Source organism: Desulfovibrio desulfuricans (assembly GCF_004801255.1).
GTDB lineage: Bacteria > Desulfobacterota > Desulfovibrionia > Desulfovibrionales > Desulfovibrionaceae > Desulfovibrio > Desulfovibrio desulfuricans_C.
This window is the reverse complement of record NZ_CP036295.1, coordinates 665,130-692,022: the sequence shown is the minus strand read 5'-3', so window position 1 is coordinate 692,022 and position 26,893 is coordinate 665,130. Positions and strand designations below refer to the sequence as shown.

16 protein-coding genes are annotated in these 26,893 nt (G+C 60.5%); 6 read left to right on the top strand and 10 right to left on the bottom strand.

Translation table 11 applies throughout. From position 1 onward, the window contains the following. Positions 1–365 precede the first annotated feature (365 nt). Positions 366–1,439, top strand: a complete 1,074-nt coding sequence (locus DDIC_RS02800) for a BMP family lipoprotein (RefSeq protein WP_136399043.1) — start codon at positions 366–368, stop codon at positions 1,437–1,439. Between the two features lie 180 nt (positions 1,440–1,619). After that, complete coding sequence (gene ald, locus DDIC_RS02795; RefSeq protein ID WP_136399042.1) at positions 1,620–2,738, top strand: alanine dehydrogenase; 1,119 nt, start codon at positions 1,620–1,622, stop codon at positions 2,736–2,738. Between the two features lie 113 nt (positions 2,739–2,851). Here the strand turns inward: ald and DDIC_RS02790 are convergent, their stop codons facing one another. The 4 genes from DDIC_RS02790 to DDIC_RS02775 all read right to left on the bottom strand — a co-directional run bounded on the left by DDIC_RS02790 (position 2,852) and on the right by DDIC_RS02775 (position 7,515). Beyond that, positions 2,852–3,880: a bifunctional methionine sulfoxide reductase B/A protein gene (locus tag DDIC_RS02790; RefSeq protein WP_136399041.1), complete on the bottom strand. Its 1,029-nt coding sequence runs from the start codon at positions 3,878–3,880 to the stop codon at positions 2,852–2,854. Between the two features lie 281 nt (positions 3,881–4,161). Continuing rightward, positions 4,162–5,148 carry a UDP-glucose 4-epimerase GalE gene (gene galE / locus DDIC_RS02785; RefSeq protein WP_136399040.1) on the bottom strand — a complete coding sequence of 329 codons (987 nt, stop codon included), beginning with the start codon at positions 5,146–5,148 and terminating at the stop codon, positions 4,162–4,164. Between the two features lie 151 nt (positions 5,149–5,299). Next, the gene (locus tag DDIC_RS02780; RefSeq protein WP_136399039.1) at positions 5,300–5,746 is read right to left on the bottom strand and encodes a flavodoxin; all 447 of its coding nucleotides are present in this window, start codon (positions 5,744–5,746) and stop codon (positions 5,300–5,302) included. A 287-nt stretch (positions 5,747–6,033) separates the two neighbouring features. Beyond that, positions 6,034–7,515, bottom strand: a complete 1,482-nt coding sequence (locus DDIC_RS02775) for a radical SAM protein (protein WP_136399038.1) — start codon at positions 7,513–7,515, stop codon at positions 6,034–6,036. A gap of 83 nt (positions 7,516–7,598) precedes the next feature. Between DDIC_RS02775 and DDIC_RS02770 the strand changes: the two genes are divergently transcribed. Further along, entirely contained in the window at positions 7,599–7,931 is a 333-nt protein-coding gene (locus tag DDIC_RS02770) for a hypothetical protein (protein WP_136399037.1), read from the top strand. An 88-nt stretch (positions 7,932–8,019) separates the two neighbouring features. Here DDIC_RS02770 and DDIC_RS02765 read toward each other — a convergent pair whose 3' ends face one another. Then, positions 8,020–9,072: a glycosyltransferase gene (locus DDIC_RS02765; protein ID WP_136399036.1), complete on the bottom strand. Its 1,053-nt coding sequence runs from the start codon at positions 9,070–9,072 to the stop codon at positions 8,020–8,022. A 143-nt stretch (positions 9,073–9,215) separates the two neighbouring features. Between DDIC_RS02765 and DDIC_RS02760 the strand changes: the two genes are divergently transcribed. The 3 genes from DDIC_RS02760 (at position 9,216) to DDIC_RS02750 (ending at position 16,244) form a co-directional block, all read left to right on the top strand. After that, a complete protein-coding gene (locus DDIC_RS02760; protein ID WP_136399035.1) occupies positions 9,216–12,644 on the top strand; it encodes an AsmA family protein in 3,429 nt (1,142 codons plus the stop codon). Between the two features lie 131 nt (positions 12,645–12,775). Beyond that, a complete protein-coding gene (locus DDIC_RS02755; protein ID WP_136399034.1) occupies positions 12,776–13,447 on the top strand; it encodes an adenylate kinase in 672 nt (223 codons plus the stop codon). Between the two features lie 553 nt (positions 13,448–14,000). Continuing rightward, positions 14,001–16,244 (top strand): sensor domain-containing diguanylate cyclase, encoded by a 2,244-nt coding sequence (locus DDIC_RS02750; protein WP_136399033.1) that lies wholly within the window; start codon positions 14,001–14,003, stop codon positions 16,242–16,244. Positions 16,245–16,340: 96 nt separating this feature from the next. Here DDIC_RS02750 and DDIC_RS02745 read toward each other — a convergent pair whose 3' ends face one another. From DDIC_RS02745 to DDIC_RS02725, 5 genes are all read right to left on the bottom strand, one after another. Further along, positions 16,341–17,384, bottom strand: coding sequence for a serine hydrolase domain-containing protein (locus DDIC_RS02745; protein ID WP_168732456.1), 1,044 nt, complete (start codon positions 17,382–17,384; stop codon positions 16,341–16,343). Positions 17,385–17,784: 400 nt separating this feature from the next. Continuing rightward, the gene (gene glgP / locus DDIC_RS02740; RefSeq protein WP_136399031.1) at positions 17,785–22,041 is read right to left on the bottom strand and encodes an alpha-glucan family phosphorylase; all 4,257 of its coding nucleotides are present in this window, start codon (positions 22,039–22,041) and stop codon (positions 17,785–17,787) included. 28 nt (positions 22,042–22,069) lie between these two features. Then, entirely contained in the window at positions 22,070–23,326 is a 1,257-nt protein-coding gene (locus tag DDIC_RS02735; protein ID WP_136399030.1) for a glycoside hydrolase family 57 protein, read from the bottom strand. Then, positions 23,326–24,672 (bottom strand): glycosyltransferase family 4 protein, encoded by a 1,347-nt coding sequence (locus DDIC_RS02730; protein WP_136399029.1) that lies wholly within the window; start codon positions 24,670–24,672, stop codon positions 23,326–23,328. Before DDIC_RS02730 ends, DDIC_RS02735 begins: the two co-directional genes overlap by 1 nt. After that, on the bottom strand, positions 24,672–26,852 hold the full coding sequence (locus tag DDIC_RS02725; RefSeq protein ID WP_136399028.1) for an amylo-alpha-1,6-glucosidase: 2,181 nt from the start codon (positions 26,850–26,852) through the stop codon (positions 24,672–24,674). Before DDIC_RS02725 ends, DDIC_RS02730 begins: the two co-directional genes overlap by 1 nt. Positions 26,853–26,893: the final 41 nt, after the last annotated feature.

The window sequence follows — 26,893 nt, the reverse complement described above, 5'->3', positions numbered from 1 at the left end:
GAAAAAATCCAAGCCGCGCATCATGTTCTTTTGTTCACAAGTTGCACGTTATTTATTTCACATTCATCTGTCAACACGTGTACACCCCATTGTTTGATTAATCAATCTAGTTTTGAAAATAATTTTACTCCTGAAAAGTAAATAAAACTGAACCATTACCAATCAGGATGCGATACCAGGCCCCAATTGGGTAGCGAAAAAAGTTTTTTTCCTCCACTTTTTGCCACGCGCCCAGCGCTTGCACCATATTTTACGCGGCGGTATATAACCCTGACGAAATTGCGCATGGCAACAAGGCCGCATGGCACCGCCCAGGGGCCGCAGCCGCGCAACAAACGGCAACAGGATCATATCAAGGAAACACCATGCATATACAGCGCCTGATACCTCACGTCATGACTCTCCTGCTTGTTATCTGCCTTGCGGCCCCGATGGCGGCGGCAACGCAGGCCACCGCCGCCGGGCAGCAGGGCCCGCTGCGCGTGGCCCTGCTGCTCGAAACGCCCACCGGCGACAACGACTGGAACGACAGTCTTGTAGACGGCCTGCATCAGGCCGAACGGGAGCTTGGCGTGCGGGGTTCTGTTGTCGTCGCCCAGCCGGGGCACAACGACGCGGCGCTTCAGGAGATGTTTCGCACTGCCGCAGCCAGCAACGATCTTGTACTTGTGGCTTCCAGCGGTCTGCACGAAGTGCTGCGCAACAATGCCGCCAATTTTCGGCGCACCATGTTTGGCTGCATAGACGCTGGCGTACGCGCGCCCAACATCATGTCCGTCACCTTTGCCGACGAGCAGGCGGCGTACCTGGCCGGAGCAGCGGCCGCCATGCTGGCCCGCCAGACCACCCTGCCCGGCATACGCGGAGCCAAGATGATAGGCTGGATATCGGGTGAGGACTGCCCCGCCATGCGCTCGCTGCTGGGCGGGTTTACGGAGGGCGCGCGGGTTGTTGACCCCGAGATGCGCGTCGTCAATGTGGTCACCGGCTCGTTTGCCAATGCCGAGGCAGGCCGTGCCGCAGCGCGCAACCTTATGGATCAGGGCGCTGACGTGCTGGTGCTGGCCAGCGGCATGGGCAACGGCCCGGCCCTGCAGGAGATAAAGGCCCGCAGCGCCTACGCCGTTGGACTGAATACCAGCAAGGACAACGACCTGCCGGGGCATGTGCTGACATCCATACTCAAGCACCCCGACAAGGCAGTGTACGCCATCGTGGCCTCAGCCGCTTCCGGCCATTTTGCGGGCAAGGAAATACTTGTGCGCGACCTGCAGAACGGCGGCGTGGGCATTACCGATATGGAGCCCTTCAAGGCCGCTGCCGGCAAAAACGCCCCTCAGGATATGGATCGCCGCCTGCGTGAGCTGCGGGGCGAAATTTTGAACGGCGGCGTGCACCTCAAATCGCTGCGCGAGCGCACCCTGTGCGACTGCCTGTAACCACAACGAAAAATCAATCTTATTGCTGACAAACAGGAAAAAATATACGATTTCACATAGGGCAGTCAGGCTGCCCCGGCAAGGCGTCATCCCCCCTGCGCCCCAGACCATGGACAAAGCATGCACCCTGCATGACCGGCAAAACGGCCATGCGCAACCATAAGCTTGCGAGGATTATCCATGATTATTGGCGTTACCAAGGAAATCAAAGCCGATGAATACCGCGTGGGCATCACACCGGCGGGCGTCAAGGTGCTGACCGATCACGGGCACAAGGTTTTGATAGAAAGCGGCGCCGGGCTTGGCAGCCGCATTGGCGATGACGAATTTGCCAAGGCCGGGGCGAGCATGCTGCCGGTGGCGGACGTATGGGCCAAGGCTGAAATGATCATGAAGGTCAAAGAGCCCCTTCCCAGCGAATACAAATACTTCCGCCCCGGCCTGCTGCTGTTTACCTACCTGCACCTTGCGGCCGACAAGGAACTGACCGACGCGCTGCTCAAATCGGGCGTTGTGGGCCTTGCTTACGAAACCGTGCAGCCTCCGGACCGCAGCCTGCCCCTGCTGGCCCCCATGTCTGAAGTTGCCGGACGCATGGCCGTGCAGATGGGCTCGTACATTCTGACCAAGCAGGCGGGCGGCGCAGGCATGCTGCTGGGCGGCGTGGCAGGCGTGCAACGCGCCCGCGTGACCATTGTGGGCGGCGGCACGGTGGGCACAGAAGCAGCCAAGATGGCCATTGGCCTGGGCGCTGAGGTGACCATCCTCGACACCAACCTGAATCGCCTGCGTTACCTGGGCGATATTTTTTCTTCGCGCGTGCAGACCCTCGCCTCCAACGAATACAACATCGCCGGAGCGGTCAAGGAATCAGACCTTGTTATCGGCTCGGTGCTTATCCCCGGCGCAATGGCCCCCAAACTGGTGACGGAAGCCATGATCAAAACCATGCGCCCCGGCAGCGTGGTGGTCGACGTGGCCATCGACCAGGGCGGCTCTTTTGAGACCACGGCGGGCAGGCCCACCACCCACCACGAACCCACGTTTGAAAAACACGGCGTCATCCACTACTCCGTGGCCAACATCCCCGGCGCCGTGCCGGTCACGTCCACCTACGCCCTGACCAACGCCACGCTGCCCTTTGCCGTGGAGCTGGCCGACAAGGGCTGGAAAAACGCCTGTCGCGAAAATATCGCCCTTGAGCGCGGCCTCAATACGGTTGATGGCCAGTGCACCTTTGCGGGCGTGGCCGAGGCCTTGGGCCTGCCCTGCGTTTCCACCGCTCAGATACTGCGCTAGCTTCCCGTACCGGAGCCCTGCAACAACAAGGCCCGTTTCAGCATTCTGGAGCATGACTCCAGGTTCTGAAACGGGCCGTTTTCTTGCTGCGGGCCGCAGGCCCGACTCTGACGTTAGTTGGTCGGGCTGTCTTCTACCGGGGTTCCATCCGCCCGCTGCGTAAAGCGGGCCACAGACATATGGCACGCGCCCCGCCCGGTGCGGCTGGCAAAGTCCTGATGGTAGGCCTCCGCCGCGTAAAAAGGCCCGGCAGGCGCAAGCTGCGTGACCACGTCATAGCCAAGAGCGCGCAGACGGGCCACCAGCTTTTCGGCCACAGCCCTTTGCGCCGCATTTTCATAAAAAACTGCAGAGCGGTACTGCTCGCCCCAGTCCGGCCCCTGCCGGTTCAGCTGGGTGGGGTCGTGAATTTCAAAAAACCGCCGCAATATCTGTTCATACGTCACACGCGCAGGATCATAGCGCACCAGCACCGCCTCGGCATGTCCGGTATCGCCGCGGCACACGTCCTCATAGCTGGGGTTGACCGTATGCCCGCCCGTATACCCCGAAACAGCCTCGCACACGCCGGGCAGTTTTTGAAAGGCATCCTCCACGCCCCAAAAGCAGCCGCCCGCCATAATGGCTGTCGCGGAGCAGCCGCCGGGCGCCGCTTTTTGCCCTGCGGGGCTTTCGGAAGCCTTGACGGCAGCCGGGGTTGCCGTGGGCGCGGCTGCAGAGCTGCCCGTCTTGGCGGCAAATCTGGCCAGCGCCGCCTTTTCCGCATCACTGCCCGCCGGGGCAAAACTCATGGAAAGCGAATTGACGCAGTGCCGGGTGTTTTTATCTGTAAATCCTTCGCCCTCAAAAACATGCCCCAGATGACCGCCGCAGTTGGCGCAGACAATCTCAACCCTGCGACCGTCTGCGTCGGGCACGCGCCGCACTGCCCCGGGCAATTCAGTATCAAAGCTCGGCCAGCCGCAGCCCGATTCAAATTTGTCTTTTGAGTGGTACAGCGGCATGCCGCACTGCCTGCAGATGTAGGTGCCCGCCTCGTGGTTGTCGAGGTATTTTCCCGTATACGGCGGCTCTGTGGCCTTGCGCAGCAGCACATCCGCCTCCGGCCCGGAGAGCGGCGGCATGGGATAGGTCTGGTACATCTGAACCTCCTGACCTGCGGCAAATGCTCCTCCCGTTGCGAGAGGCAAAACCGGCCACAGTGCTAACAGCAATGGGGTACAAAGAAGGAGATAAAACGTCCGTGCAAATTTGCGCATGTGCTCCTCCCGGCGCAGCGATGGGCTGTACTTTTACATAAGCACAGGGTTGCATATGTCGAGGGGGCGGCGCGGCTGCGCAAAATATCCGCCCGCCGCCACAAACAAAAAAACGCCCGCCCGCAAGGCGGACAGGCGTTGGCAATACAAAATACGACAAAAACCTATTCGTCAAAGCCGTCGGGATGGCTTTCGTGCCAGGTCCAGGCAGAGGCGATGATGCTGTCTATATCCGCCTTGGCGGTCCAGCCCAGCACCTCTTTGGCGCGCTGGGCCGAGGCCACGAGCCGTGCCGGGTCGCCGGGCCGCCGCGCCCCTATGGAGACGGCAATGTCGCGCCCTGTGACGCGCCGGGCTGCCTCCACCATCTGCCGCACGGAAAAACCCGTGCCGTTGCCCAGATTGCAGATCTCGCTCTCGCCGCCCGCACGCAGATAATCAACCGCGCGCATATGGGCGTCGGCCAGTTCCACCACATCAAGATAGTCGCGGATGCACGTACCGTCGGGCGTGGGATAGTCGTCGCCAAAAATGGTGATGTGCGGCCTTTTGCCCAGCGGCACCTGAAGAATAATGGGGATAAGATGGCTCTCTGGCCTGTGGTCTTCGCCAATTTCGCCCTGCGACCAGGCCCCGGCCACGTTGAAATACCGCAGAATCACAGACCTGATGCCGTGCGCCCTGCCCACCCAGTGCATCATGCGCTCCATGGCAAGCTTGCTTTCTCCGTAGGGATTGGTAGGCCGCAGGGGCGCGCTTTCGGGGATGGGCACGACATCCGGCTCGCCGTACACCGAAGCTGTGGACGAAAAAACAATTTTGTCCACGCCGTGGCGCACCATGGCCTCAAGCAGCACCATCATGCCGTGCATGTTGTTTTGAAAATATCTGAGCGGCTGTTCCATACTTTCGCCCACCAGCGAGCAGGCGGCAAAATGCAGCACTGCCTCGATGGGCTGCTCCGCAAAAACGGCGTCGAGCAACGCCGGATCGCGCATGTCGCCAGTGTACAGACGCACGCCCTGCGGCACGGATGCACGGTGGCCGGTGAGAAAATTGTCGAGCACCACCGGTGTTTCGCCGCGTTCAAGCAGCGCGCGCACATTGTGCGAGCCGATGTACCCCGCACCGCCGCAAACCAGAATAGCCATAAATGTTCCGCTCCTTTCACCTCAATTATGCGGAGCGAATTCTGCCCTTGACCAACCGGTTTGGCAAGAGGGACGCAAAACGGCCCGCCTGCGCCCATCTGACGCCCAACGGCAGCAAATGTTCACAGGCGGGTCCCTCCCGTTAAATGGCTTACAGCTGCTTGAGCACATCCTCGGCAAAGGAGGCCACGGCCTCGGGATCGTTGGCGGCGTCTCCTTCCATCTTGAGGCCGTCAGCAATGATGACCGCCCCCAGCTCCTTGGCGCGCTCTTCAATGGCCGGCACTGCCCCGCAAAAATGTTCGTACTCCGGATCGCCCGAGGCAAAGGCCGCCACCTTGCGACCGGCAAGCCCCATGCGGTCAAAGTCTTCAAACAGGGAGGCAAAATCGTCCTGCATTTCCAGGTCCTCCATGCCCCATGCCGAGCAGCCAAACAACACGGCGTCAAAACCGTCTGCCAGGTTCTCCGCCGAAGCGGCGGCGGCGTTGAGCAGCTTGACCTCGTGCCCGCCCTCGGTCACAAGTTCCGCCAGCTTCTGGGCGATGCTCTCCGTATTGCCGGTGCTGGAACCGAATACGATAAGTACCTTGCTCATGGTAGTCTCCTTGATTGCCCTTTTATTTAAAATTGAAATTCATTTTCTAAATGGATAATGGTGTTCACTTCGGCTGTCAAGGCAAACCGTTTGCCATGACTGTTTTGCCAAATCACCCTGCGACCCGGCCGAAACATTCAAACGCGTAGTGCGGGTCGATGCTCTGCGCAACACCACTACCGCACCGGCGGCATAAAAAATCTGTGACATCGATCACAAAACACAAAAAAAGAAGCCCCGCTGTACAAAAACGGGGCTTCATCAAAACGACGCGTGAGGCGAGCGTCTTACATGTCAGAACTCTCCCCTGTCGCAGCCGCTTCCATGTCGTCGGCTGTTGCTTCGGCAGCTTCGCGCGCACGTGGGGCGGGCGCACGCACCGACAATTCGAGATCGTCAATGCTCGCAGCTTCGCGCGCACGTGGGGCGGGCATGCTCCACTGGCCGGGCATGGGCGCGGTTACCTCGGCCTTTTCGCCAAGGTAGGGGTTGAAATAGCCGTAGCGCAGCCAGGGGCAAAGTTTTTTGAGGCGCTTCATAAAAGAGGTCAGGCCCATGCTGGGCGAAAGTTCCAGCCTGTTCTGCCCTTCGCCGCCGCTCATCAGCCTGAAGTACCACTCGGGATCAATATTGAGGTTGCGCCACTGAATCATGCTCACGCCGTTTTCGCCCACAAGGCGGGCCAGGGCGTCAAGCTCTTCCTCCGTATCTGTAACACCAGGAAAAACCAGCAAATTGAGCGAGACCCAAAGCCCACGGCTGCGGCCCTCGCGTATGGAGGCGCGCACGTCGTCAAATGAATAGCCCGACGGCCTGTAATAACGCTCGTAAAGCCCCGCGCGGGCGCTGTTGAGGCTCACGCGCATGCTGGTAAGCCCCGCCTCCGCCAGCCGGATGACGGCTTCGGGCCGCGAGGCGTTTGTGTTGCAGTTTACCGTGCCTGAGCCGCCGCCAGCGCGAAACTGGCGCACGCTCTCGACCAGCAGGTCGGAATTCATAAGGGGATCGCCCTCGCAACCCTGCCCAAAGGAATAGATGGGTGTGCGCGTTTCGCGCCCGGCGTGCACGCGCATGACCTCGGCCAGCTCCTCGGGGCTGGGCGTAAAGGCCAGACGGCACTGCGGGGTGGTCTGCACGGGCGAATCCTTTTCCTGCGCCGAGATGCAGCCGATACAGCTGGCATTGCAGGACCGCGACGACGGCAACGGGGCCTCGTAGCGGCCCAGGGCAAAGTTGCGGCCCGCAGGGCAGTCGTACCGGGCCACGCAATTGTCCATAATATGACGAATAAGCCTGTTCTTGGGGTAATCCCGCAGCAGGGCGCGGGCCCCCTGCTCAATGCGACCACGGGGAATATTGCTGAAAATCTGCCGGGGTTCGGTATCCACCCGGCGCGCACAGATATAAAAACGCCCCCGGGCAAAACCCACCGCGCCATAGGCAAACAGGGGCAGCAGCGGCGCTTTGGCGTCGCTTTCGTACGCGGGATGCGCCGACAGCGTATACCCCGGAGCGGCAAAGGCCGCCACGGCAAGCTGGGCTTCGCCCTCGGGCGGCGCGATGCTCCCGGTCTCCGGATCAAGCCCTACGGCCTGACGGCCCGGCAGCAAAAAAAATTCGCTTTCTTCCGGCAGGGGTATCAGCTCGTCAGGCCGTGGCAGACCCCACTGAGCTCCCCGTCTGCAAACCATCAGCAGGTCTGGGTCGTCATAGATATTGCCGCGCTCGTCTGCCATTACAAGATGCGGTTCAATGTGTTGCGCGGCCATAAAAGCTCCTTGCCCAAGAAGTGTTGAACGTATATAAAAACTGTCGGCCGGGCCTTCCCGGCCCGTATTTTTGGAGGCCCGCCATGTTTTCCTTCATGCTTTTTATCTTTTTGTGCTTTTTCGGAATACTGGCTGTGCTGTACCACATGCTGCGCAGCCAGGAAAAACTTTGCAAGTCGCTGCACGAAGAACACGCCCAGATGCGCGTGCTGCTGCGCTCGCTTGAATCACGCCTCGACGCCATGGACGTAGCCGAACCCGTCGTCCTTGCAGGCAAGGGAGCCGCCCGTCTCGCACCCCGCCCGGCGCCTGCCCCGGCCGAGGACCCGCTGCTGCACCTGAGTTTTGACGAACCCGCGCCGGGCAGCAGCAAAGCAACCCCAGGGATAGACCCCGCCCTGGATCTGCATTTTTGACCCCGCGATGGGTATTTCCGTCGCCGCACGCACCGGCAGAAATTGATCACAGCCCGCCTGGCTGCGCACCCCGGCTCCATGCGGCCAGCTACAACTGACCGGGCAGACCAAATTCTCCTTTCGACGCAGCCAGATACGCCTCGCCAAGGCCGGTGCTGCGCAGCTCTTCGGCCCAATGCAGATAGGGCAACCGCAGGCACTGCCTGCGTATGGCCCCGGCCCTGCTGCGACGGCGCGACACGATTTGCGGATCCCGGGCCAGCAGCTCGCGTACACTGCGGCTAAAAGCCTCGGCACGGTGCACCGCCCTGTGCCCGCCGTCAATACATGCCAGCGCGGCCTGGCCCATGCGCTCCGCCGCCTCGGGGTGCTCAAGCAGATACCGTATCTGGGCCACGGCCTGGTCGGCGGCCGCTTCAACAGCAACGCCGCCGCCGTTGTCGTCGGTGTCCGCCGCGTAGCAGCGCAAATGCTCGCCCTCGACAAAAAGATCGGTCAGCCCGTGGCCGATACGCGGCGTCACAAGGCAGCCGCCGCACCCCATGGCCTCAAAAACCCGAAAATTCAGGTCGCCGTGCTCGCAATGGTTCAGCACCACCCGTGCCCGCGCGTACAGCTGGCGGTAGGGGCCGGTCACTACCCGCAGCCCCGGCACTCCCCTGCCGACCCGCTCCAGAAACGCCGCCCGACGGGGCAGATCGGTATTGACCGTACCCACAAACACGCAGTCCATATCCTTGGCGGTCTGCGGCTCCGGCGCATCCTGCGGCCAGGCAAAGGCGGGCGACCACCACACCCGCTCTTCTGGCAGGTACGCTCCGGCAAACCGGCCTCGATGATCGCGCAGCGACACAAGACACGCATCAAAAGCCTGCGCGTAATACGGTTGCCACGAATGGATGTGAGAATCCACGCTGTAGAACACGGTGAGACAGGGAAAATCCTCAACCCCAAGCACAAACGGCGCGCGGCTTTTGTCGGCTACCACCAGCACGTCCGGCTCAAAACCGGCAATATCCACCAGATCATGCCAGCCAAATACCGCCGCATGCTCAAAATTATGGCGGGCCACCGCCGCCCAGCCGCAGGAAGAAAGGGCTTCGCCGAAAAAAGGGCTGCCTATCCACAATAGCCGTTGCATGCGCCCCGCCATCTGTAATGAGGTTACGCGCTAACCGCGCCCAATGCTTGGCATCCTGTGTCGGCAGTTGCCAACAGGCCCGATTTGCAATAGGTTCAAAACCTAGCCTCGACGCCCCAAGGCGTCAAGACGCGAGAATGCACATGCCGCTTAACCCCAGCCGACTTCGCCTGATAACGCGCATTTTTCTGGCGCTGCTGCTAACCCTGTCGGCGATGTCGGCAGCGGTCTTCTGGCTTTTGCAGCGCAATCCGCAGGCTTTGGCCGAGCATTATATTGAGCAGCTCGCCGCCAGCACGGGCCTTTCCATCAAGGTCGAGTCGGTTAATGTGGCCCTTTTGCCCCTGCCGTCGCTGGCTGTCAGCAACGCCAGCGTGGAGGGCAAAGGCCTGAGTTTTACCGTGGCCTACGCCACGCTGCGGCCTGACTTTCTGGCGCTGCTGCGTGGCGAACTGCTGCCCCGCAATATCACGCTGCTGCGGCCCCGCCTAAGAGGCGAGCTGCCCGTGGCGCTGACCCTGCCATTTTTGTTTCCCTCCGACCCGGCTGACGCCCCGACCACTGCGCCCCCAAACTCCCCGGCAACTGCCGCCCCTACGACTGCCGCCCTGGCGACAACAACTCCAGGCGCAGCCGCGCCCGTTGCAAATGCCGCTGCCGCAGACGCTGCCCCTGCAGCGACAGAAGGCACAGCCGCAGCCCCAGACGCGCAAGACCCAAAGCCGCTATCGCTGCAGGCATGGATAGCCCAGCTGGCCTCGGGCGACGGCGACACCCCGTCGGTGATTCCCGGCAGGTTCCGGCTGGCCGTCTCGCAAGGCGAGCTGGACATCACAGGCGCGGACAAAACACGCCTGACCGCCAACGGCCTGCTGTGCGATATTGAAACCGCTTCGGCGGCGCGCGTGCAGGGCAATTTTTCGTGCACCACCGCCCTGCTGCAGCCCGAAGGGCAGACTCCGGCGCGGCTTGACCAGTTGAGCGTAGAGGGCAAAACAAACCTCGTCGCCCCTCTGGAAAAAACACCCCAGCTTGCGGCCAAGGGCACACTGCAGTTGCCCACATGGCTTGCGCGCCTCAATTTTGCCCTGGGTCTCAAGGGGGACGAGGGGGGCTGGAGCCTTGCAAGCGACCTTGAGGGAGACCTGCGCAAGGACGAAATACTGCTGCCCGCCCACCTCACCGGCGCAGTGGGGGGACGCAAGGGCGACGACCAGACCCTCAGCCTTGAAAACCTGCGGCTGCGCCTCGGCCCGGACGATGTGAACCTCAACGGCACGCTGCAGCTGGGCGGGCCGGACATGTTTCTGGTTGAAGGCAGGTTGCAGCTGCAGCGGGCAAGCCTGACGGAGTGGCTGGGCTTTGCCCGCAATCTTGCGCCCGGCCTGCAGGTGGCGCTGGACGACGTGACTCGGGGCAGTCTTGATTTTTCGCTGGACGGCAAAGGCCTGCGCGTGCCCCACATTGACGTTGTCGCCGCAGGCAGCCGTTTTCTCGGTTCCGGCGGGGTCGCCAGCTGGGACAAGCCAGAGCTGGTGCTTGACCTCAAGACCGACACCGTCGACCTTGGGCGCGCCATCCCCGAATCGGTTGGCGTACAGCCTGCAGAACCCCGCTACGGGCACGGTCCCCTTACCCCCCTGCCGGGCAAGCCGGTCATGCCGGGCGAGGTGGGGCTTGATTACAACATCCGTCTTGGGGCCACCCGCGTCAACTACGGCCCCATCGTCATCAACGAGGCTCTGGTCGTCATCAAGCAAGGGCTGATCGACCCGGCAACCCGCCTCGAAGACACCCTGCTGATTGTTGACGCCACGCTCTACGGCGGCAGCGTCAAGGGCGACGCCATCCTTGGCGGCAGCCCCGACACGCCTTACGCCATCCGCCTGCACATGCGCGACGTCAACGGCGAGGGTCTGGCCAAAGACCTGCCCGTCATGCCCCTGAGCGGCGGCAAGCTGCGCGGCGATGTGGACATCATGAGCCAGGGCCGCGAGCTGGATGTTTTTTTGGGCAAGCTGCGGGGCACGGTAACCGCGCGGGCGGAAAGGGGTCTGCTGCGCCCCCCGAGCAATGCATCGCCCAAGGCCTCGCCGGGCGCGGTGCCCTTTAAAACCCTTGATATCAGCCTCAAGGCCCGCACAGCGGCCTGGGATCAGGGTCGCCTTGGCCTTGAGGGCCAGTGGGCCGCCACCATTGCGGACGAAGGCATGCAAGCCGATGTGACCCTTAACGGCAGGCTGTGGTTCAGCGGCGACGGCATGGGCGGCGGCAATATGGACTTTCAGAACCTGCCCGGCACGCTCACCGCCAGCATCAACGCGGAAAAATCCTTTCAGCCAGAGGGCCTGCAGGCACAGGTCTCTGGCAAGTTCAGCTGTCAGGCGGCCCGCAACCAGCTTTCCGTTGCCGAGGCGCACGCCACCGCGCTTGGGGCGGATATATCTGGCGCGGCGCAGATCGGCATGAACAAGGACGGTCTGGCCTGGCAGGGCAAAATTTCCGCTTTTATTCCCGATTCCAGCAAGAGTCTGCGCCTGCTGGGCGCGGCCAACCCCAACGTGCCGCAACCCCTGCGGCGCATTGAACTGGACACGGCCTTCAAGGGCGACGCAACATCGCTTTCGCTCAGCGACTTTCACGCCAAAGTCGACCAGAACGACGTTTCAGGGTCCCTGGGGCTCGACTGGCGCAAAGAGCTTGCGCTGCGCTTCAAACTGGCCACGCCGCACCTGGACCTTGACCGCTACCTTGGCGACAAAACCGGCGCAACGGGACAGCCTGAAGGCGCAAAAGCCAAAAAACCAGCTGAGAGCAAACCCTGGGATCTGCGCTTTATGCGGGCTTTTTCCGCCGAGGGAGAAGTCCAGGCGGGGCAGTTCACCCTATGGAAACTGCACACCCAGGACCTGCGCCTCAAGGTCAGGATGGAAAACGGCAACCTGCGGTATGAAAGCCTTGGCGGCAAGTTTTACGGCTCCGCCGTTGCCGCGCATGGCGAAATGCACTTTAACAAGGGCGTAAACTTTGCCAACGCCCTTACCATCGACAGCTTTGACCTTGCCGCCGCCAGCAGGGACAGGGGCGGCAAAGCCGCGCTTGGCGGCCGAGCCACCATCAGCGCCGAGGTGGACGCCGAGGTGACCGGCTCAAACCAGCTGCCGGCCCGCCTCAACGGCAAATGGCGCTTCAGCGTGCTCAACGGCTATTATCAGTCGCGCGAAAAAGACGGGCAGCTCAAGGGCAAGCCCACCCGTTTTGACGCTGCGGGCAGCTCAGGCGTTATCACCCATGGCATGGCAAAAAGTGGTGATTTTTATCTCAAGGGGTCTGATCTCACGGTCACCGGCGGCGGCTGGATTGACCTTAACAACGACACCCTTGACTGCAACTTTACAGTAAACATGAAGAACCTGCCGGAGTTTCCCATGCGCCTGTACGGCAGCCTGGACAACAGCAAAACTTCCATTGGCGCCGGCAAACTGCTGCTCAACACCATTGGCGGCATCACCCAAGGTTTTGTAGACGTGCTGGGCAACGTGGTCGAGGGAACGTGGAAGCTTTTCAGGTAGCCCGCCTGTCCAGACGCAACATGTCGAGCATTCTTCCCTGTACCCGTTGACAGGGCCTATTTTAGGGGATAGGGTGCCTGTTGTGTTCTTTTTTGCACAAACTAACTCGGTTCCGGCAAGGAGAGTACCAAGTGAACATCCTTATTTTTGGCCCTAACGGCAGCGGCAAAGGCACTCAGGGCGACCTGATCAAGCAGAAGTACAACCTCGCCCATATCGAATCCGGGGCCATCTTCCGTGAACACATCGGCGGCGGCACCGAGCTGGGCAAAAAAGCCAAGGCGTACATTGATCGCGGCGACCTCGTGCCCGACGACATCACCATCCCCATGGTGCTGGAAACCCTGAAGACCAAGGGTCAGCAGGGCTGGCTGCTCGACGGCTTCCCCCGCAACACCGTGCAGGCCCAGAAGCTGTGGGACGCGCTGCAGAAAGAAGGCATGCAGCTTGACTACGTGATTGAAATTCTTCTGCCCCGCGAAATGGCCAAAAACCGCATCATGGGCCGTCGCCTTTGCAAGAACAACAACAATCACCCCAACAATATTTTCATCGACGCCATCAAGCCCAATGGCGATGTCTGCCGCGTCTGCGGCGGTGCGCTCTCCTGCCGTTCCGACGACCAGGACGAAACCGCCATCAACAAGCGCCACGATATTTACTACAATACGACCGACGGCACCCTGGCCGCCGCGTATTTCTACAAAGACCTTGCTGGCAAGGGCAAGACCAAGTACATCGAACTGAACGGCGAAGGCAGCATCGACTCCATCAAGGAAACCTTGCTCTCCAAGCTTGCCTAGTCCGCGTTACCGTAGTTGCGGCTTCGCCCAGGCCTGAATACCACTGGCCGCGCGCATGCCGCCTGCAGCGCATATTGCAAGAGGCCCTGCTTTGGCAGGGCCTCTTGTTGCCTGTTCGGACAGTTATTTATACCATGCTTCTAGGTTTTACAAAGTCGCCGCACACCCGCATTTGTGACTAACGCACATCGTAACTAAAATTTTTACTAATAAAACCATTGTGTTAAACTTTTTTACCAAACAACAGTATTAATCAAGCTATATCTATTGACAATATCTGAAAATCATTCATAACTACTAGAAAAGTTTATATTCATAGCTTTTGATTGCACGCTATATCACCATACAAAAGAGCAAGTGCAAGCAAAAGCAATCATTCATAGACAGTTTACGGTTGAAGTACAGCCCCCATCTATTTCAATCGGATGCATACCCCCCGCTTTTGACAGCTGCATTGGGCGGCACGGTTACGTTTGTTCGCCCCTGACATTGTCAGGCCAGCTTGAGTCTCAATTACCAACCCTGGTTCACAAAGCGCCACGGATTATGAGACATGCCAGAAATTGCCAAGCCACTAATTTATTTTATTATATTAATATTTCTCTTTATTACTCCCATTTTTTTTATCCATGATTATGCCAGCGATACCTCATCGAACATTTCGACATCCACCCTTACCCGGCTGGCCGAAGTAAATACCCGCGCGGGCAACAACTTTTATCAGATCGTTCGTTCCAGCATGATGGAAATGAACGCCATGACAAAATATCTCGCCCAGCAGAACTGCGGCGCGGACAAGGCAGAAGTACTCGCGGTCGCCCCCCTGTTTTATGCTCATGGCGTACGCCGTTTCAGCATTGTGGACGAGGAAGGCAAGGGGTTTGACGGCGGCGGCACGGCGGTTGACGTCAGCCGGGACCCTGTTTTTCTGAGCGCCCGCGAGGGCAAAACCCACATCACAACCCATTGCGGCGCCGACAGGCAAAGGCTCCTGATCATCGCCAACCCGCTGGTGGTGCGCGACAGCATCAAAGCGGTCGTCATCAGCGAGTTTCCCGCTGCTGCGCTCGAAACCAGCATGGAAACGTGGGCGTTCAGCAACAACACCTACAACCTCGTCATGGACGCGTCCGGCCGGGCCCTGTTTTTATCGCCGCCGCCGGGCAAAAGCATGGACGACCTTTTTGCCCGTTTCAGCAATGAAGGCTTGCCCTCCGAGGTGGAAAACCGGCTGAAGCAGACTTTTGCTGACTTTCCGCAAGAATCCACCACGTATTTTGACAACCCCATGAACCTGTTTGTGGCCACGACGCCCGTTGAGCGTTTTGGCTGGCAGATGGTTTCGCTTATGCCAAAAGGTGCTGGCAATGCCGCCGTTTCGCAGCAGTCTGTCATTACCAACGAGCTTGTCTGGCGTCTGGCCATCCTTGCGGGCATTATCATTACCTTTGTCCTGCTGCTCGAGCGCAATGCTTCGCGCAAACTGCGCCGCCAGCAGGAGGACTACCGCACCATTATCGCCAGCATATCCGGCGGCGTACTGAAGTTTTTCAGCCCTGACGGCACGTTTCTTTTTGTCAGCCCAAACTACAAAAAAATGCTTGGCTTTACTGAAGCCGAATTTGACAAAGCCTATGGCAACAGTTTTGCGGCGACCATTTACGAAAAAGACCGCGATCCGGTACTGCGGGCCATGCGCAAGCAGATGAAAAACGGCCAGCCCATTGATGTGGAGTACCGAACCCGCACCAAGTCAGGAGCACTGGTATGGCTGTACCACAAGGGGGCTGTGGTCAATATCGAGCACGGGCACTCCTACATACAAAGTATCGTCTTTGATATCACGCAAAGCAAGGAAGCCGCGCTCTCCAAGCGTATCTCCGACGAGCGGCACCAGTTTATTCTGGAGCAGCACGACATCAATATTTTTGAACAGAACCTGATCAGCGGCTATTTTTCCTGTTCACCCCAGTGGCTGCGCACATTTGGCACGGTTTTCAACATACTTGAGACAGACGCGGCTATTCCGCTGTTTCCCGACGATCAGGAGAAGCTCGTTGCCTTTCAGCGCGAAGTCAGGCTTGCGCCGCACCAGCACAAGTGCACGCTTGAGGCCCGCCTGCGCGACGCGGGGGGCGAGTACCGCTGGTTCCGCATTGAAGCGTCAAGCATCGCCAACACCCAGGGCGCGCCCATCTACGCCATCGGCATCATCACCGACATCGACCAGCAAAAATCGCTGGAGCTGCAGCTGCGCACCCAGGCGACCCGCGACGGCGGCACGGGCATGCGCAACAAGGTCTCAACCGAAAAAGCCGTTTCGCAGTTTCTGGAAACGCACGAATCCCCCCTGCCGCAGATGTACGCCATGTTCATGATTGACTTTGACAACTTCAAGGGCATCAACGACCGTTTTGGCCACGCCATGGGCGACAAGGCCATCTACGACATGGCCCAGATCATTCGCCGCAACTTTCGCGGCGTTGATATTGTGGGGCGCATTGGCGGCGACGAATTTCTGGTGTTCTGCACGGAAAGGATGTCGCTGCATGCCATACGCGAGCGCGCCCTCATGCTTGTGGAGCAGTTGCACACCCAGTGCTGCGACCAACACTCGTGCCTTACACTCACCGCCAGCGTGGGCGTGGCCTGCTGCCCCAGAGACGGCACAACCTACGCCGAACTGTTCAACAAGGCCGACAAAGCCACCTATGCGGCAAAAAAAATGGGCCGCAACCGCTGTGTTTTTTATAAGGAATTGAACGGCGGGGAACCCAAAAACTCACCAATGCAGTAACCGCGCGCCAGTGCGGACAAAAGGCGGCCGTTAAAAAACAGCCGCCTTTTGCGTGTTGGTGGCAACGCCCCCGGCATTATCGCCGAACGCTGCAAACTACTTTATGCCGCTGACGCCTCGCAGCCTTATGGCATTGAGTATTTCCGCGCCGAGCGCGATGGCGTGCGAAACGGCTCTTTCGTTGTTGACGCTGATTGCCGCCGCGTATCCTGTCTGCCGATCATAAAAAAATACATTGCCGAAACCTGGGAACGTGCCAAGCTTGCCGATCAGGTCTATCTTGGGTTCGTTGAACAAAAAAAGCGTGCAACCGTCGAGTTCGCTGCCGAGGTAGTGATTGCTCTTTGCGGTTACCGCCGCCTCCTTGCCATCAGGCAAAACCAGCGGCCTGAGCGGCAGTAATTCCAGGACGTTGTCTTTCAGAACGCTATCAAGGTTGACCAGGCGCACCATATCCTTTGGCGAGGCTTCAAGATTGCCAGTACCCATAGCAATGGCAACGCTGGCCGCGATGGGCAACTGCAGGGCATCGCCACTGCCGCAATAACCACTGGCCATACGGGGAACAACCGCCCCGTCTACTCCCACCAGCAACGACTTCATACCCAGCTTGTCCACAAAAACCTCGCGCACCTGTTCAGCATAGGTACGGCCCGTAATTTTTTCGGTAATCACGGCAAGCATGACGAAGCCAGTATTGCAATACATCTGCCGCGTGCCGGGGCTAAACAGCGGCGGCTGCTTTGCTGTCATGGCAATAAGATCCTCCGGCGACCAGTATCGGGCAAGGTTCTGCTGTACCTCCGCCAGAGCGAGCATTTCAGGAATACCCGAAGTATGCTCCAGCAGGTTGCGTACCGTGATGGCCTTGCCGCCAGGATATGCGGGGAAAAACTCGCTGATGGGCGTCTCGTAGCTCAGTTTGCCGTCCTCAATGAGACGATGGACCAGCGTTGCCGTAAATACCTTGGTGATTGAACCGATTTTAAACCGCGAGGCTGTGGTCATGGGCGTGGGGTTTTCGAGAGCGGCCTTGCCAAAGGCAGCGCACACGGGGGTATCCTGCCCATGGCGCAGCACGGCTACAGATAGACCGGGCACCTCGGGCAAAGCGGCCTTTTTGGCAGCCAGTTCAGCCACTATGCCGCGGATGCTGTCTGCCTCGTGAGTTTTTTTGCCAGCACAGGCCGTGAGCAACAGACAGACCAGACAAAGTGCGATCGTCAGCCGGGTGAATCTGGGCGCAAAAAGCCTCCGGGCTGAAAGCGTGCAACCACAAGGCATATTTTCCCCCAAGGTTTGTGGTGCCCCGCGCAAAAAAGGACGCACCTGTGATGGATGCAATTATAAAGCTTAAACAATACGTCACGCATTGGCAATGCAACTACGCCTTGCCAACCTCCATGCGCCATCATTTCCCCTTGTCCCATACCACATTGCCCCACCCTGCCCACTGCCCTGCAAAAAAGCCGCGCCCCGTACCAGAGAGATACGGAGCGCGTCAGGTTATATTATATGCTTGCGCCGACAGCGCAGGGCGTTAAGCCCAGAGGATCTGGTCTGTCTCGAGCGGCGTCGCCTGCGCGGGGTGCACGGGCATGATACGCACGCCGTAACGGTAGTGGCCGCTGAACGAGGGAATATAGCTCGCCACGTAGCGCATGCCGCCTGTTTCGACCTCGCCGTTACGCGGTTCAAGGCGGAGGATTTCTGGTTTGTCGCGGAAGCTGCCGTTGGGCAGGGCCTGCCCGATAACCAGCTGCACCAGTACTTCCTGCGCCTGCATCTCGCCAAGGTGCATACGCAGCTGCACGCTTACGGGTTCGCCGCAGATCATGGTATTGTCTTCAATGCCGCTGATGGTCAGCGCGTCGACCTTCACCGTGGCGAATCGGCCAGGCAAGCTGTTTTGCCAGGCCGCCAGCGCGCGGCAGGCCGCCCAGTTGTTATCGCGCAGCATGTTGCGCCTGCGCGCGGCCCGCAGATAAAACTGACGGATATAATCATTGAGCATGCGGTTGCTGCTGTACATGGCGGTGAGGCTTTTGAGCGACCGTTTGGAGGTGCTGATCCATTCCTGCGGCAAGCCCGCCTCGTCGCGCTCGAAATACAGCGGAACCACGGCATTTTCCAACAGGGAATACAGCGATTCCGCATCGGCGTAATCGTTCTGCTCGCTGCTGGGCAGCTCGGTGGATACAACCGGCCCGATGGTCCAGCCGTTCTGGCGGTTGTAGCCCTCGCACCACCAGCCGTCCGAGATGCTCAGGTTTATGCCGCCGTTCACGGGCAGCTTCATGCCGCTTGTACCTGATGCCTCATGCGGACGGCGCGGCGTATTGAGCCATACGTCGCACCCCTGGGCCATAATGCGCGAAACAGACAGACTGTAGTTTTCAATAAAGAATATGCGGCCCAAAAAGCGCTCGTCGCGGCACATGCGCAGCACTTCCTGGATAAGATTGATGCCGGCCTCGTCGGCGGGGTGCGCCTTGCCGGAAAATACCAGCACCACGGGGCGGTTGGCGTTGTTAAGAATGCGCGCCAGTCTGTCGGGGTCGGCAAATATGAGCGTTGCCCGCTTGTAGGGGGCGAAGCGCCGTGCAAAACCGATGATGAGGGTATCCGGCTTGAGCATGGCCTCCATGCGCTTGCGGTCTTCCGACGCCAGATGAAACTTCTGGATAAATTCGGGGATGCGGCGGCGCAGGTCATCAAGCAGCGCTTCTTTCTGGTGCATGCGGGCCGTCCAGAAGGCCTCGTCGGGGATCTGATCCACCTTGTCCCACACGCCGGAGCCTGGCGGAGACTGCATCCAGCCCGAACCAAGATACTGACGCAGCAGTTCGTTCATCCAGCTGCCCACGTACGAGGGCACATGGATGCCGTTGGTCACGTGGCCGATGGGGGTCTCAGCCACGGGCAGGCTCTTCCACAGGTTGTTCCACATATGCCGCGACACCACGCCGTGCAGGCGGCTGACGCCGTTTGCCCAGCACGAATGCCGCAACGCCAGCACAGTCATTTCAAAGGCGTTGCTGTTGCCGCCCTCAATTTGCCCAAGCTGCACAAACTGCTGCCACGATATGCCCAGGTTGGCCGCAATACCGCCAAAATAGCGATCCATGAGCTCCAGCGAAAACGATTCGTTGCCGGCAGGCACGGGCGTGTGGGTGGTAAAGACCGTGTTGGAGCGCACGCGCACCGTGGCCTCGGCATAGTTCATGCCCATGCTCAGGCATTCCTGCAGGCGCTCCATGGCCATAAAGGCCGAGTGCCCTTCGTTCATGTGAAAAACGCTGGGCGTTATGCGCAGCGTGCGCAGCAGACGCATGCCGCCCATGCCCAGCAGCATCTCCTGCAGCAACCGCACCTCGCGGTTGGCCTCGTAAAGTTTGTCGGTGATGCGCCGGTCTTCGTCGGTATTGCGGCGGGTGTCCGTATCCATAAGATACAGCGTGATGCGCCCCACGCAGAGCTTCCACACCCGGGCAAACAGCAGGCGGCCCGGCAGTTCAAGCTGCACGAACACGGGTTGTTTGTCGGCGTCGTACACCATTGAGATGGGCAGCAGACCAAAATTGTTTACGGGATATTGCGCCACCTGCCGCCCGTCGGCGTCGATGTCCTGCCTGAAATAGCCGTTTTTGTACAAAAGCCCCACGCCCACCAGGGGGATGGCCATGTCGGAGGCCGACTTGAGGTGGTCGCCCGAAAGTACGCCCAAGCCGCCTGAATAGATGGGTATGGATTCACTCAAGCCGTATTCTGTCGAAAAATAGGCAATGGGCGCATCCGGGGTGACGTCGGTGCTTAACGAGCGGAGGGGCTCGGCCATGTAGGCGTCGAACTTGGCGACCACCTCATGGTACAGGCTCATGTAATCCTCGTTTTCCTGCAGGTCTTTGAAGCGTTCGGGCGAGGCCTGCTCCAAAATTTTTAGGGGGTTGCGCCAGTTCTCCCACTGCGACGGGCTCAGCGCCATAAACAGGGCCTTGGCCTTGTCGTGCCAGCACCACCACACGTTGCGGGCAATATCGCGCAGCCTGCCCAGCGCTTCAGGAACTTCGGCCACGGCCATGATGGGCCGCAAAAACGGCGTGGCCGAGCACGAGGTGGTGAGCACGCGGGCCAGCGCAGCGTGCCCGGCGTCGCAATTTACCCTGCTGGCGGCTTTTTTGAGCGCCATGGCAAAGGCCGTCATGTAATTTTCAAAAAAGAACTGCCAGGATGTTTTTTCGGCCAGGGAGCGTGCTTCGGCCCGCCACCTGGGCAGGTCGTCCACTGCGCAGGTGGCCGCCCTGATCAGATGCTCGTGCAGCACCGTGGCGCTCTGCTCAAAATTCATGCCGCGCCGGGGCATGACGCACACGCCGTTTTGTATGCCCGCCTGTTCCTGCAATTGCCCGCGCGCCCACATGCCAAAGCCGGAAAGATCCGTGGTGAGCGTGGGCACGGCCCAGGCTGCGCTCTCCTGCGGGGTGTAGCCCCACGGCTCGTACCATGAGGGAAAACAGCCCACGTCGCAGGCCGATATGACGTCGTCGTAGGACATGTTCAAAAAGCCGTCTTCGCCATTGAGCATGGCGGGCACAAAGATGACCTTGACCCTGTTTTCCGCCCTGTTGTTGAGCCCGAGGCGGCGGCAGGCGTTGATAATGGGGTCTTGCGGCGCGTTCCAGGCATAGTGGGTGCATATAAAGGGCAGACCGTTGTCGTCCGCGCCCGCCTCGCCGGAAACAGCGGCCGTGTTGACGCCCGTGTGCCCACCCATTACAAGGCACAACGCCAGAATGGAGGCGTCGGTGCCCGCCAGGCTTTGCTCCATCCTTGCCAGCGCTTCCAAAAAGATGTCCACGCCCTTGTTGTGCATTTCGTAGCGGCCAGAAATGGCGAAAATGCGCGTGTTGCCGGGCAGCTGGCAACGCAGAAAACGGTTGGCGGCCTCGACAATGCGCTCCCGGTGCTCGGCCGGGCGGGAGCGATCTACGGAATAGTCGGGTATCAGCCGCATATCCAGACCGTTGGTAGTGATGACATCGGGCTGGCGGCCCAGCAGCACGGAAGATTCCTCCCCCGTGATGGGGCTGACCGTGGTAAACACGTCGGCCTCGCGCGCACTGGCCCCCTCAAGCGACCACTTGGCCGTAATGTTGAGGGCTGCGGCCTCGTTGGCCGGGTTTATGCTGCGCAGGTTGGAATAAATGTCGCGCCCGGTCCCTGCCATGGCCCGCCCCAGCATGGTGGCGTGCGTGGTAAAGACCGTGCCCACGCCGGGAGCAAGCTTTTTTAGCGACAGCAGGCCCGCGCCGCACATCCACTCGTGAAACAGGGCCACGCTGCGCCCTTCGATGGGCTCCACGCGGCTTTCGTGTATGGCTTCGATGACAGCGCCGCAGGCGGTGGCAAACATGACCGGTTCGATGTAGTCCCAGCCGCCGGAGAGGGAATCTACCCCATAGCTCTTCCACAGATCATACAAAAGCTGGTTGCTCGAATAACGCTTGGAAAAATCAACCAGAATCACCTTTGGCCGGCCAGGAATATCCCAGCGGCCCATGCGGCATTTGAGATCCCTGGTGGCAAAGGCCATTCTGAGGGAATCCCACACACTTTCGTCTGTTTCTTCAAAGCCGGGGTTTTCAGCAAGGGCCGGGCCAAGGAGAAAGTAATCCTCGCCAAACTGCTCTACGGCCTGCAGCGCCTTGCTGCTGACCACCGAAAAAATACCGCCCACCTTGTTGCAGACTTCCCAGCTCACCTCAAACAGCGTGACCGTGGAATTTTCACAATTCATGTTTTCTCCTTACAAAGAGCCGGGATACTCAGGCTGAGGCCCCAGTGCCGGAACTGACGTGGCTTCGGCTTGCCCTGCGCGATTTGCTGGTCTTGCTGGACAGCTCCGCTGCGTCGAGGCGCAGCTCAAAGTCGGCCAGCACATTCATGTACGTGATGTAGGCGTCATATGGACTGTCAAAGGGATTGGGCCTGTCCGCGCGCGGGCCGGAAAACCACTTGGTGGACATATGGCGAAAGTGGTCGGCCGTCTGCAGGCGCTCGTAATCGTGCAGCAGCATTTTGTCGCCGCTGGCCCGCACGCGGGCCGCAAGACCGTAAAGCGCATGGATGGCGTCTTTTTGCATGTCGTTGCCAAGCCACGAGGTGAGGTCGTGCCCGTGATCCTCCCACGACATGAACTGCGGCACGTCCACATCGCCCGCCGGTGCGCACTTGCCCGCAATGGAGCATGGCGTGGCAAAACGAAAACGGTTGTCGGCCAGCAGCGCCTCGGGCAGCGCCTCCATAAAATCAAAAATGCCCGATTCGCGCGCATGCCGCAGGCCAAACATGTGGAAGTCGGTAAAGATATTGATAACGTCGGACTTGTCGGCCAGGCTGTGCACCCATGCGGCAAACTTGTCTGCCGTAAGCGGCCAGCCGCTCCATGACCTGTCGCCGAAGCGCTGGCCCAGATCGTCCGAAAGCCCGGCATTGCGCAGCAGCAGGTTCATCTTGGGGCCGGAAACCGGGCGGTAAACCCAGTTGGGGCTGCGCCAGCCAAGCACATGATCCGCGCCCTCGGCCAGGGCGGTCTTGAAGCCCAGCTGCTGCAGCGCCGCCGCAAGGTCGTTGTTGTACACGCACTCGGTGTGCATGAAGGCCGTGGGCTTTTTGCCAAAAAGCCCCTTGAGCCGTGCGCACTGGGCCTTGACCTGCCGATCGAATTCTTCGCGGGAATACAGAAAGGCCAGCGAATGCGCCGAGGTTTCGGCGACAAATTCAACGCAGCCGGTTTCGGCCAGGGCGCAGAGGCTTTCCGTCACTTCAGGGGTGTACTGCTCAAAAAGATCCAGCGCCGTGCCAGAGATGCTCAGTGATACGGCAAACGCCCCTTCATAACGGCGCGCAAGTTTGAGCAGCAGGTCGCAGGCGGGCAGATAGCACAGGCGCGCGGCACGCAGCAGGGCATCGCAGTTGCGGTCGTCATCTTCGTAAACCGAACTCTGCCCCATGTCGAAAACAGTGTAACGGCGCAGCTGATACGGTTCGTGGATACTGAAGCACAGGCATAGCGCAGGCATTAGCGACCTCCAAGGACATCCCGGTAAATGGTCAACAGTTGGTCGGCGGCGTTTTCCCAGCGAATGGATTTCATTTCTTCACGGCAATTTTTTACCAGCTCGGCGGCAAGGCAGGGGTAGCGCAGCACGGCGCAGATTTTGTCGGCCATGTCGCGGGTGTCCCAAAAATCCGCCTTGAGGGCGTGCTCCAGCACTTCCGAAACGCCCGACTGGCGCGAGAGCAAAACCGGCACGTCATAGAGCATGGCTTCGAGCGGCGTAATGCCAAAAGGCTCGGAGACCGACGGCATGACGTAAAGATCACTGAGGGCAAACATGCGGTCCACATCCTCGCCCCGCAAAAAACCGGCGAAATGAAACCGGTTGCCTATGCGCAGCTGCCCCGCCCTGCGGATAAGCTCTGGCAGCATGTCGCCGCTGCCCGCCATAAAAAACCGTGCGTTGGGAATTTTTTGCAGCACAAGACGGGCCGCTTCCATGAAATATTCCGGCCCTTTCTGAAACGTCACGCGGCCCAGAAAAAGCACGCGTTTTTCGTGCCTGATGCGCGGGGGTACAAGGTAGTGACGCTGGGCCTCGTGCCGCGCCACGGCATTGTGCACCACAACGACTTTTTCAGGGGGCACGCCGTAACGGTCTATCACGGTTTTGCGGGTCAGGCGGCTGACCGCCACCACCACGTCGGCTGCGTTGAGCCCGGCGCGTTCTATGCCCGCCACCTGCTCGTTGATGTTCAAGCCGCTGCGGTCGTACTCCGTAGCGTGGATGTGCGCCACCAGCGGCTTGCCGGTCAGTTCTCTGGCCAGCATGCCCGCCGGGTAGGTCATCCAGTCGTGCACGTGGATGACGTCAAACCGCTCCTGCACGGCTATGGCCGCTGCCAGCTGGCTATACCGCCGCACCTCGGTCATGAGATCCGGCCCGTAGCCGCCCTGCAGCTCATAGGTTACGTCGCGGCCGTGCGGCTCGGCCTGCTGGGGATATACAGGCCCCGCAGGGCTTCCCCCGGCAGTCCCCTGCCGCAGGCATTCCAGCGCCTGAGCGTAACTCTGGGGCGTGAGATAGGGAACCAGCGGGCTTTCCACTTGCAGACAGCGGATGCTTCTGGTCCACAGCTCGTGCCCGGCCTGGGCCATGCTTTGCGCGACCTGAGGGCTGACGGGCGTTCCTGACGCCCCCCGCATGCGCAAAAAGCCGTTCTGCCCGCTGCCGCCCTCCACATGAGGCAACACAAAGATGATTTCCGCACCTTTTTTTGCCAGGGCCTGCGTCATGCCAAAGCATGCCGTGCCCAGCCCACCGCTGATGTGGGGTGGAAATTCCCAGCCGAACATGAGCACTCGCATTAAAATACCTGCTCCTCGCTGTCAGCCGTGACCGGCTCCAGCGTCATTATGGCCCTGCACACGCCTGTTTTGTCTCCTGATGCGGGATAGGCCAGACAATGCGCCACCTGCCGCTCCCACTGGCTGTAAATTTCTGGTGCGGTTTTTTGCAGCTTTTTGAGCATGCGCAGGCATTCGCCCACGCTCCAGGCCTGGGCCGTGCACCCGCCGGGCGCGTACGGGGGCGAGCCGTCAAAGACTTCAGAAATGCTGCCCATGCCCGCCTCGCACAAATGTTTGCAGAACAGCGGGGTAACCAGCTCAAGCAGTCCCTGCACCGCCCCGTTCATGTCCCAGGCCGTCTGCAGCAGGGCGTCTGCATAGTGGCCGAGCAGCCACGGCCAGACCGTGCCCTGGTGGTAGGCCGCGTCGCGGCTCTGGGCGTTGCCGCCGTACCGGCCCACGTAGGCCGGGGCGTCGGGAGCCAGGGTGCGCAGCCCGTACGGGGTAAGCAGCCGGTTGCGCACGCATTCCACCACCTGGGCGTGGCACTCGTCAGTCAGTACCGCATGCGGCAACGAAACAGCAAAAATCTGGTTGGGCCGCACGCTGGTGTCGAGCTGGCCGTCGCGCCACACGTCGCCCAGATGCCCGCCGTCCTCGTTGGTCCAGAACCGGCGCAAAAAGGCGTCGCGCAACGCGCCCCGCTGTCGCTCGCCGGTGAGCGGCGGCTCGCGAAAGGCGGCGGCGAGGCTGTCGGCAAAGGCCAGCGTGTTGTACCACAGGGCGTTGACCTCGACCGGGCAGCCGTGGCGGGGCGTCACCGGCGAGCCGCCCGCCTGCGCGTCCATCCAGGTGAGCTGGGTGTGGGCGTCGCCAGCGTGCAGCAGGCCTTCGGCATCCACAAATATACCCATGCCCGGCCCGCGCCTGTAGCCTTTGATAATGGCTTTAAGCGCCTCCCAGGCGTGGCTGTGCGCCCAGGTCAGTCCGTCGGGAACCGTAGCCAGCATCTGTTGCAGGGCAAAGGCGTACCACAGCGAAGCGTCCACCGAATTGTAGGCGTGCTCGCCCGACTCGCTGAACATGTTTGGGATAAGACCGTTGCGGATGTGCCGCCCCATCTCCGCCAGCACGCTCAGCCCAAACTCGGCCCGCCCGGCATGGAACGTCAGCCCCGGCAGGCTGATAAGGGTGTCGCGCCCCCAGGAGCCAAACCAGGGATACCCGGCCAGCACCGCAGGGCGGCCAGAAGGGCTTGTGATGCAAAACTGCCCGCCGGCCTGGGCCAACTGGCCCATAAGCCCCCCCCCCTTGTGGTGCTCGGCAATGCGGGCGCGGCTCTCGGCCTCCCACAGCTGGCACAGGTCTTCCGCGCAGGGTTCCGTGCCCGCAGCCACGTACACGTAGCCGCCCTGCGGCAGGGGGGGCAGGGTTATTTCAAGCACGCCCGGCATAAACAGGTCTTCGCTGTAGTCAAAGCCGCGCTCGCGCTCTTCAAAATACTCCACATTGCGGCACCAGTCCGGCGCGGGGATAAAGCTGACTGCAGGGTCGCTTTGTTGGGTTTTGCGGCCTGCCAAGGGGATGGCGGCCGCATCGACCGCATCCTGCGCGGGCACGCCGCAGGTGGAGGCCTGAACATACAGGGGCGGTAAACTTTCGTAGGGGCGGATGCCAAAGCCCCCAGGCATGGCCGACGTGTCTTGCCTCAGGGCGGCATTGGCCCGCGTCAGGGCGTGCACGCTGCGGAACGCCAGCAGCGGCCTGAGGCGCAGCGTAAGAGCTGGCATGCCCGCTGGCCCGCGCAGCTCGTAGCGCAGCAGCACCCGGCCTGTTGTCCGCGACAGCAGCACCTCGCGGCCCAGGCTGACCTCGCCCACCCGGTACACGCTCTGGGGCCACTGATCCAGATGAAAGGCCTCAAGGTATTCATGCCCGTTGGGATAGAGCGTGCCGGGGTGCTGCCGGGTAGAAAAGAAAAATTCCCTGCCGCCGCCGCACACCGATTCTTCAAGGGTTGAGAGCAATATGTGCCGACCGTGCTGCGTATTGACCGCCAGCAGACCATGATATTTGCGTGTATTGCAGCACAGGATGCTGCTGCACGAGCAGTCGCCCTGCCTGTTGGCAAGCAGCCACTCCCGGTGCAACGCCCTGCGCGTGTTCTGGCAAGCTGCCTTGTCGAAGCTAAACCGCATACGGCCTCCTTGGCGCACAGGTAAAGCGCGACGGCGAAAGC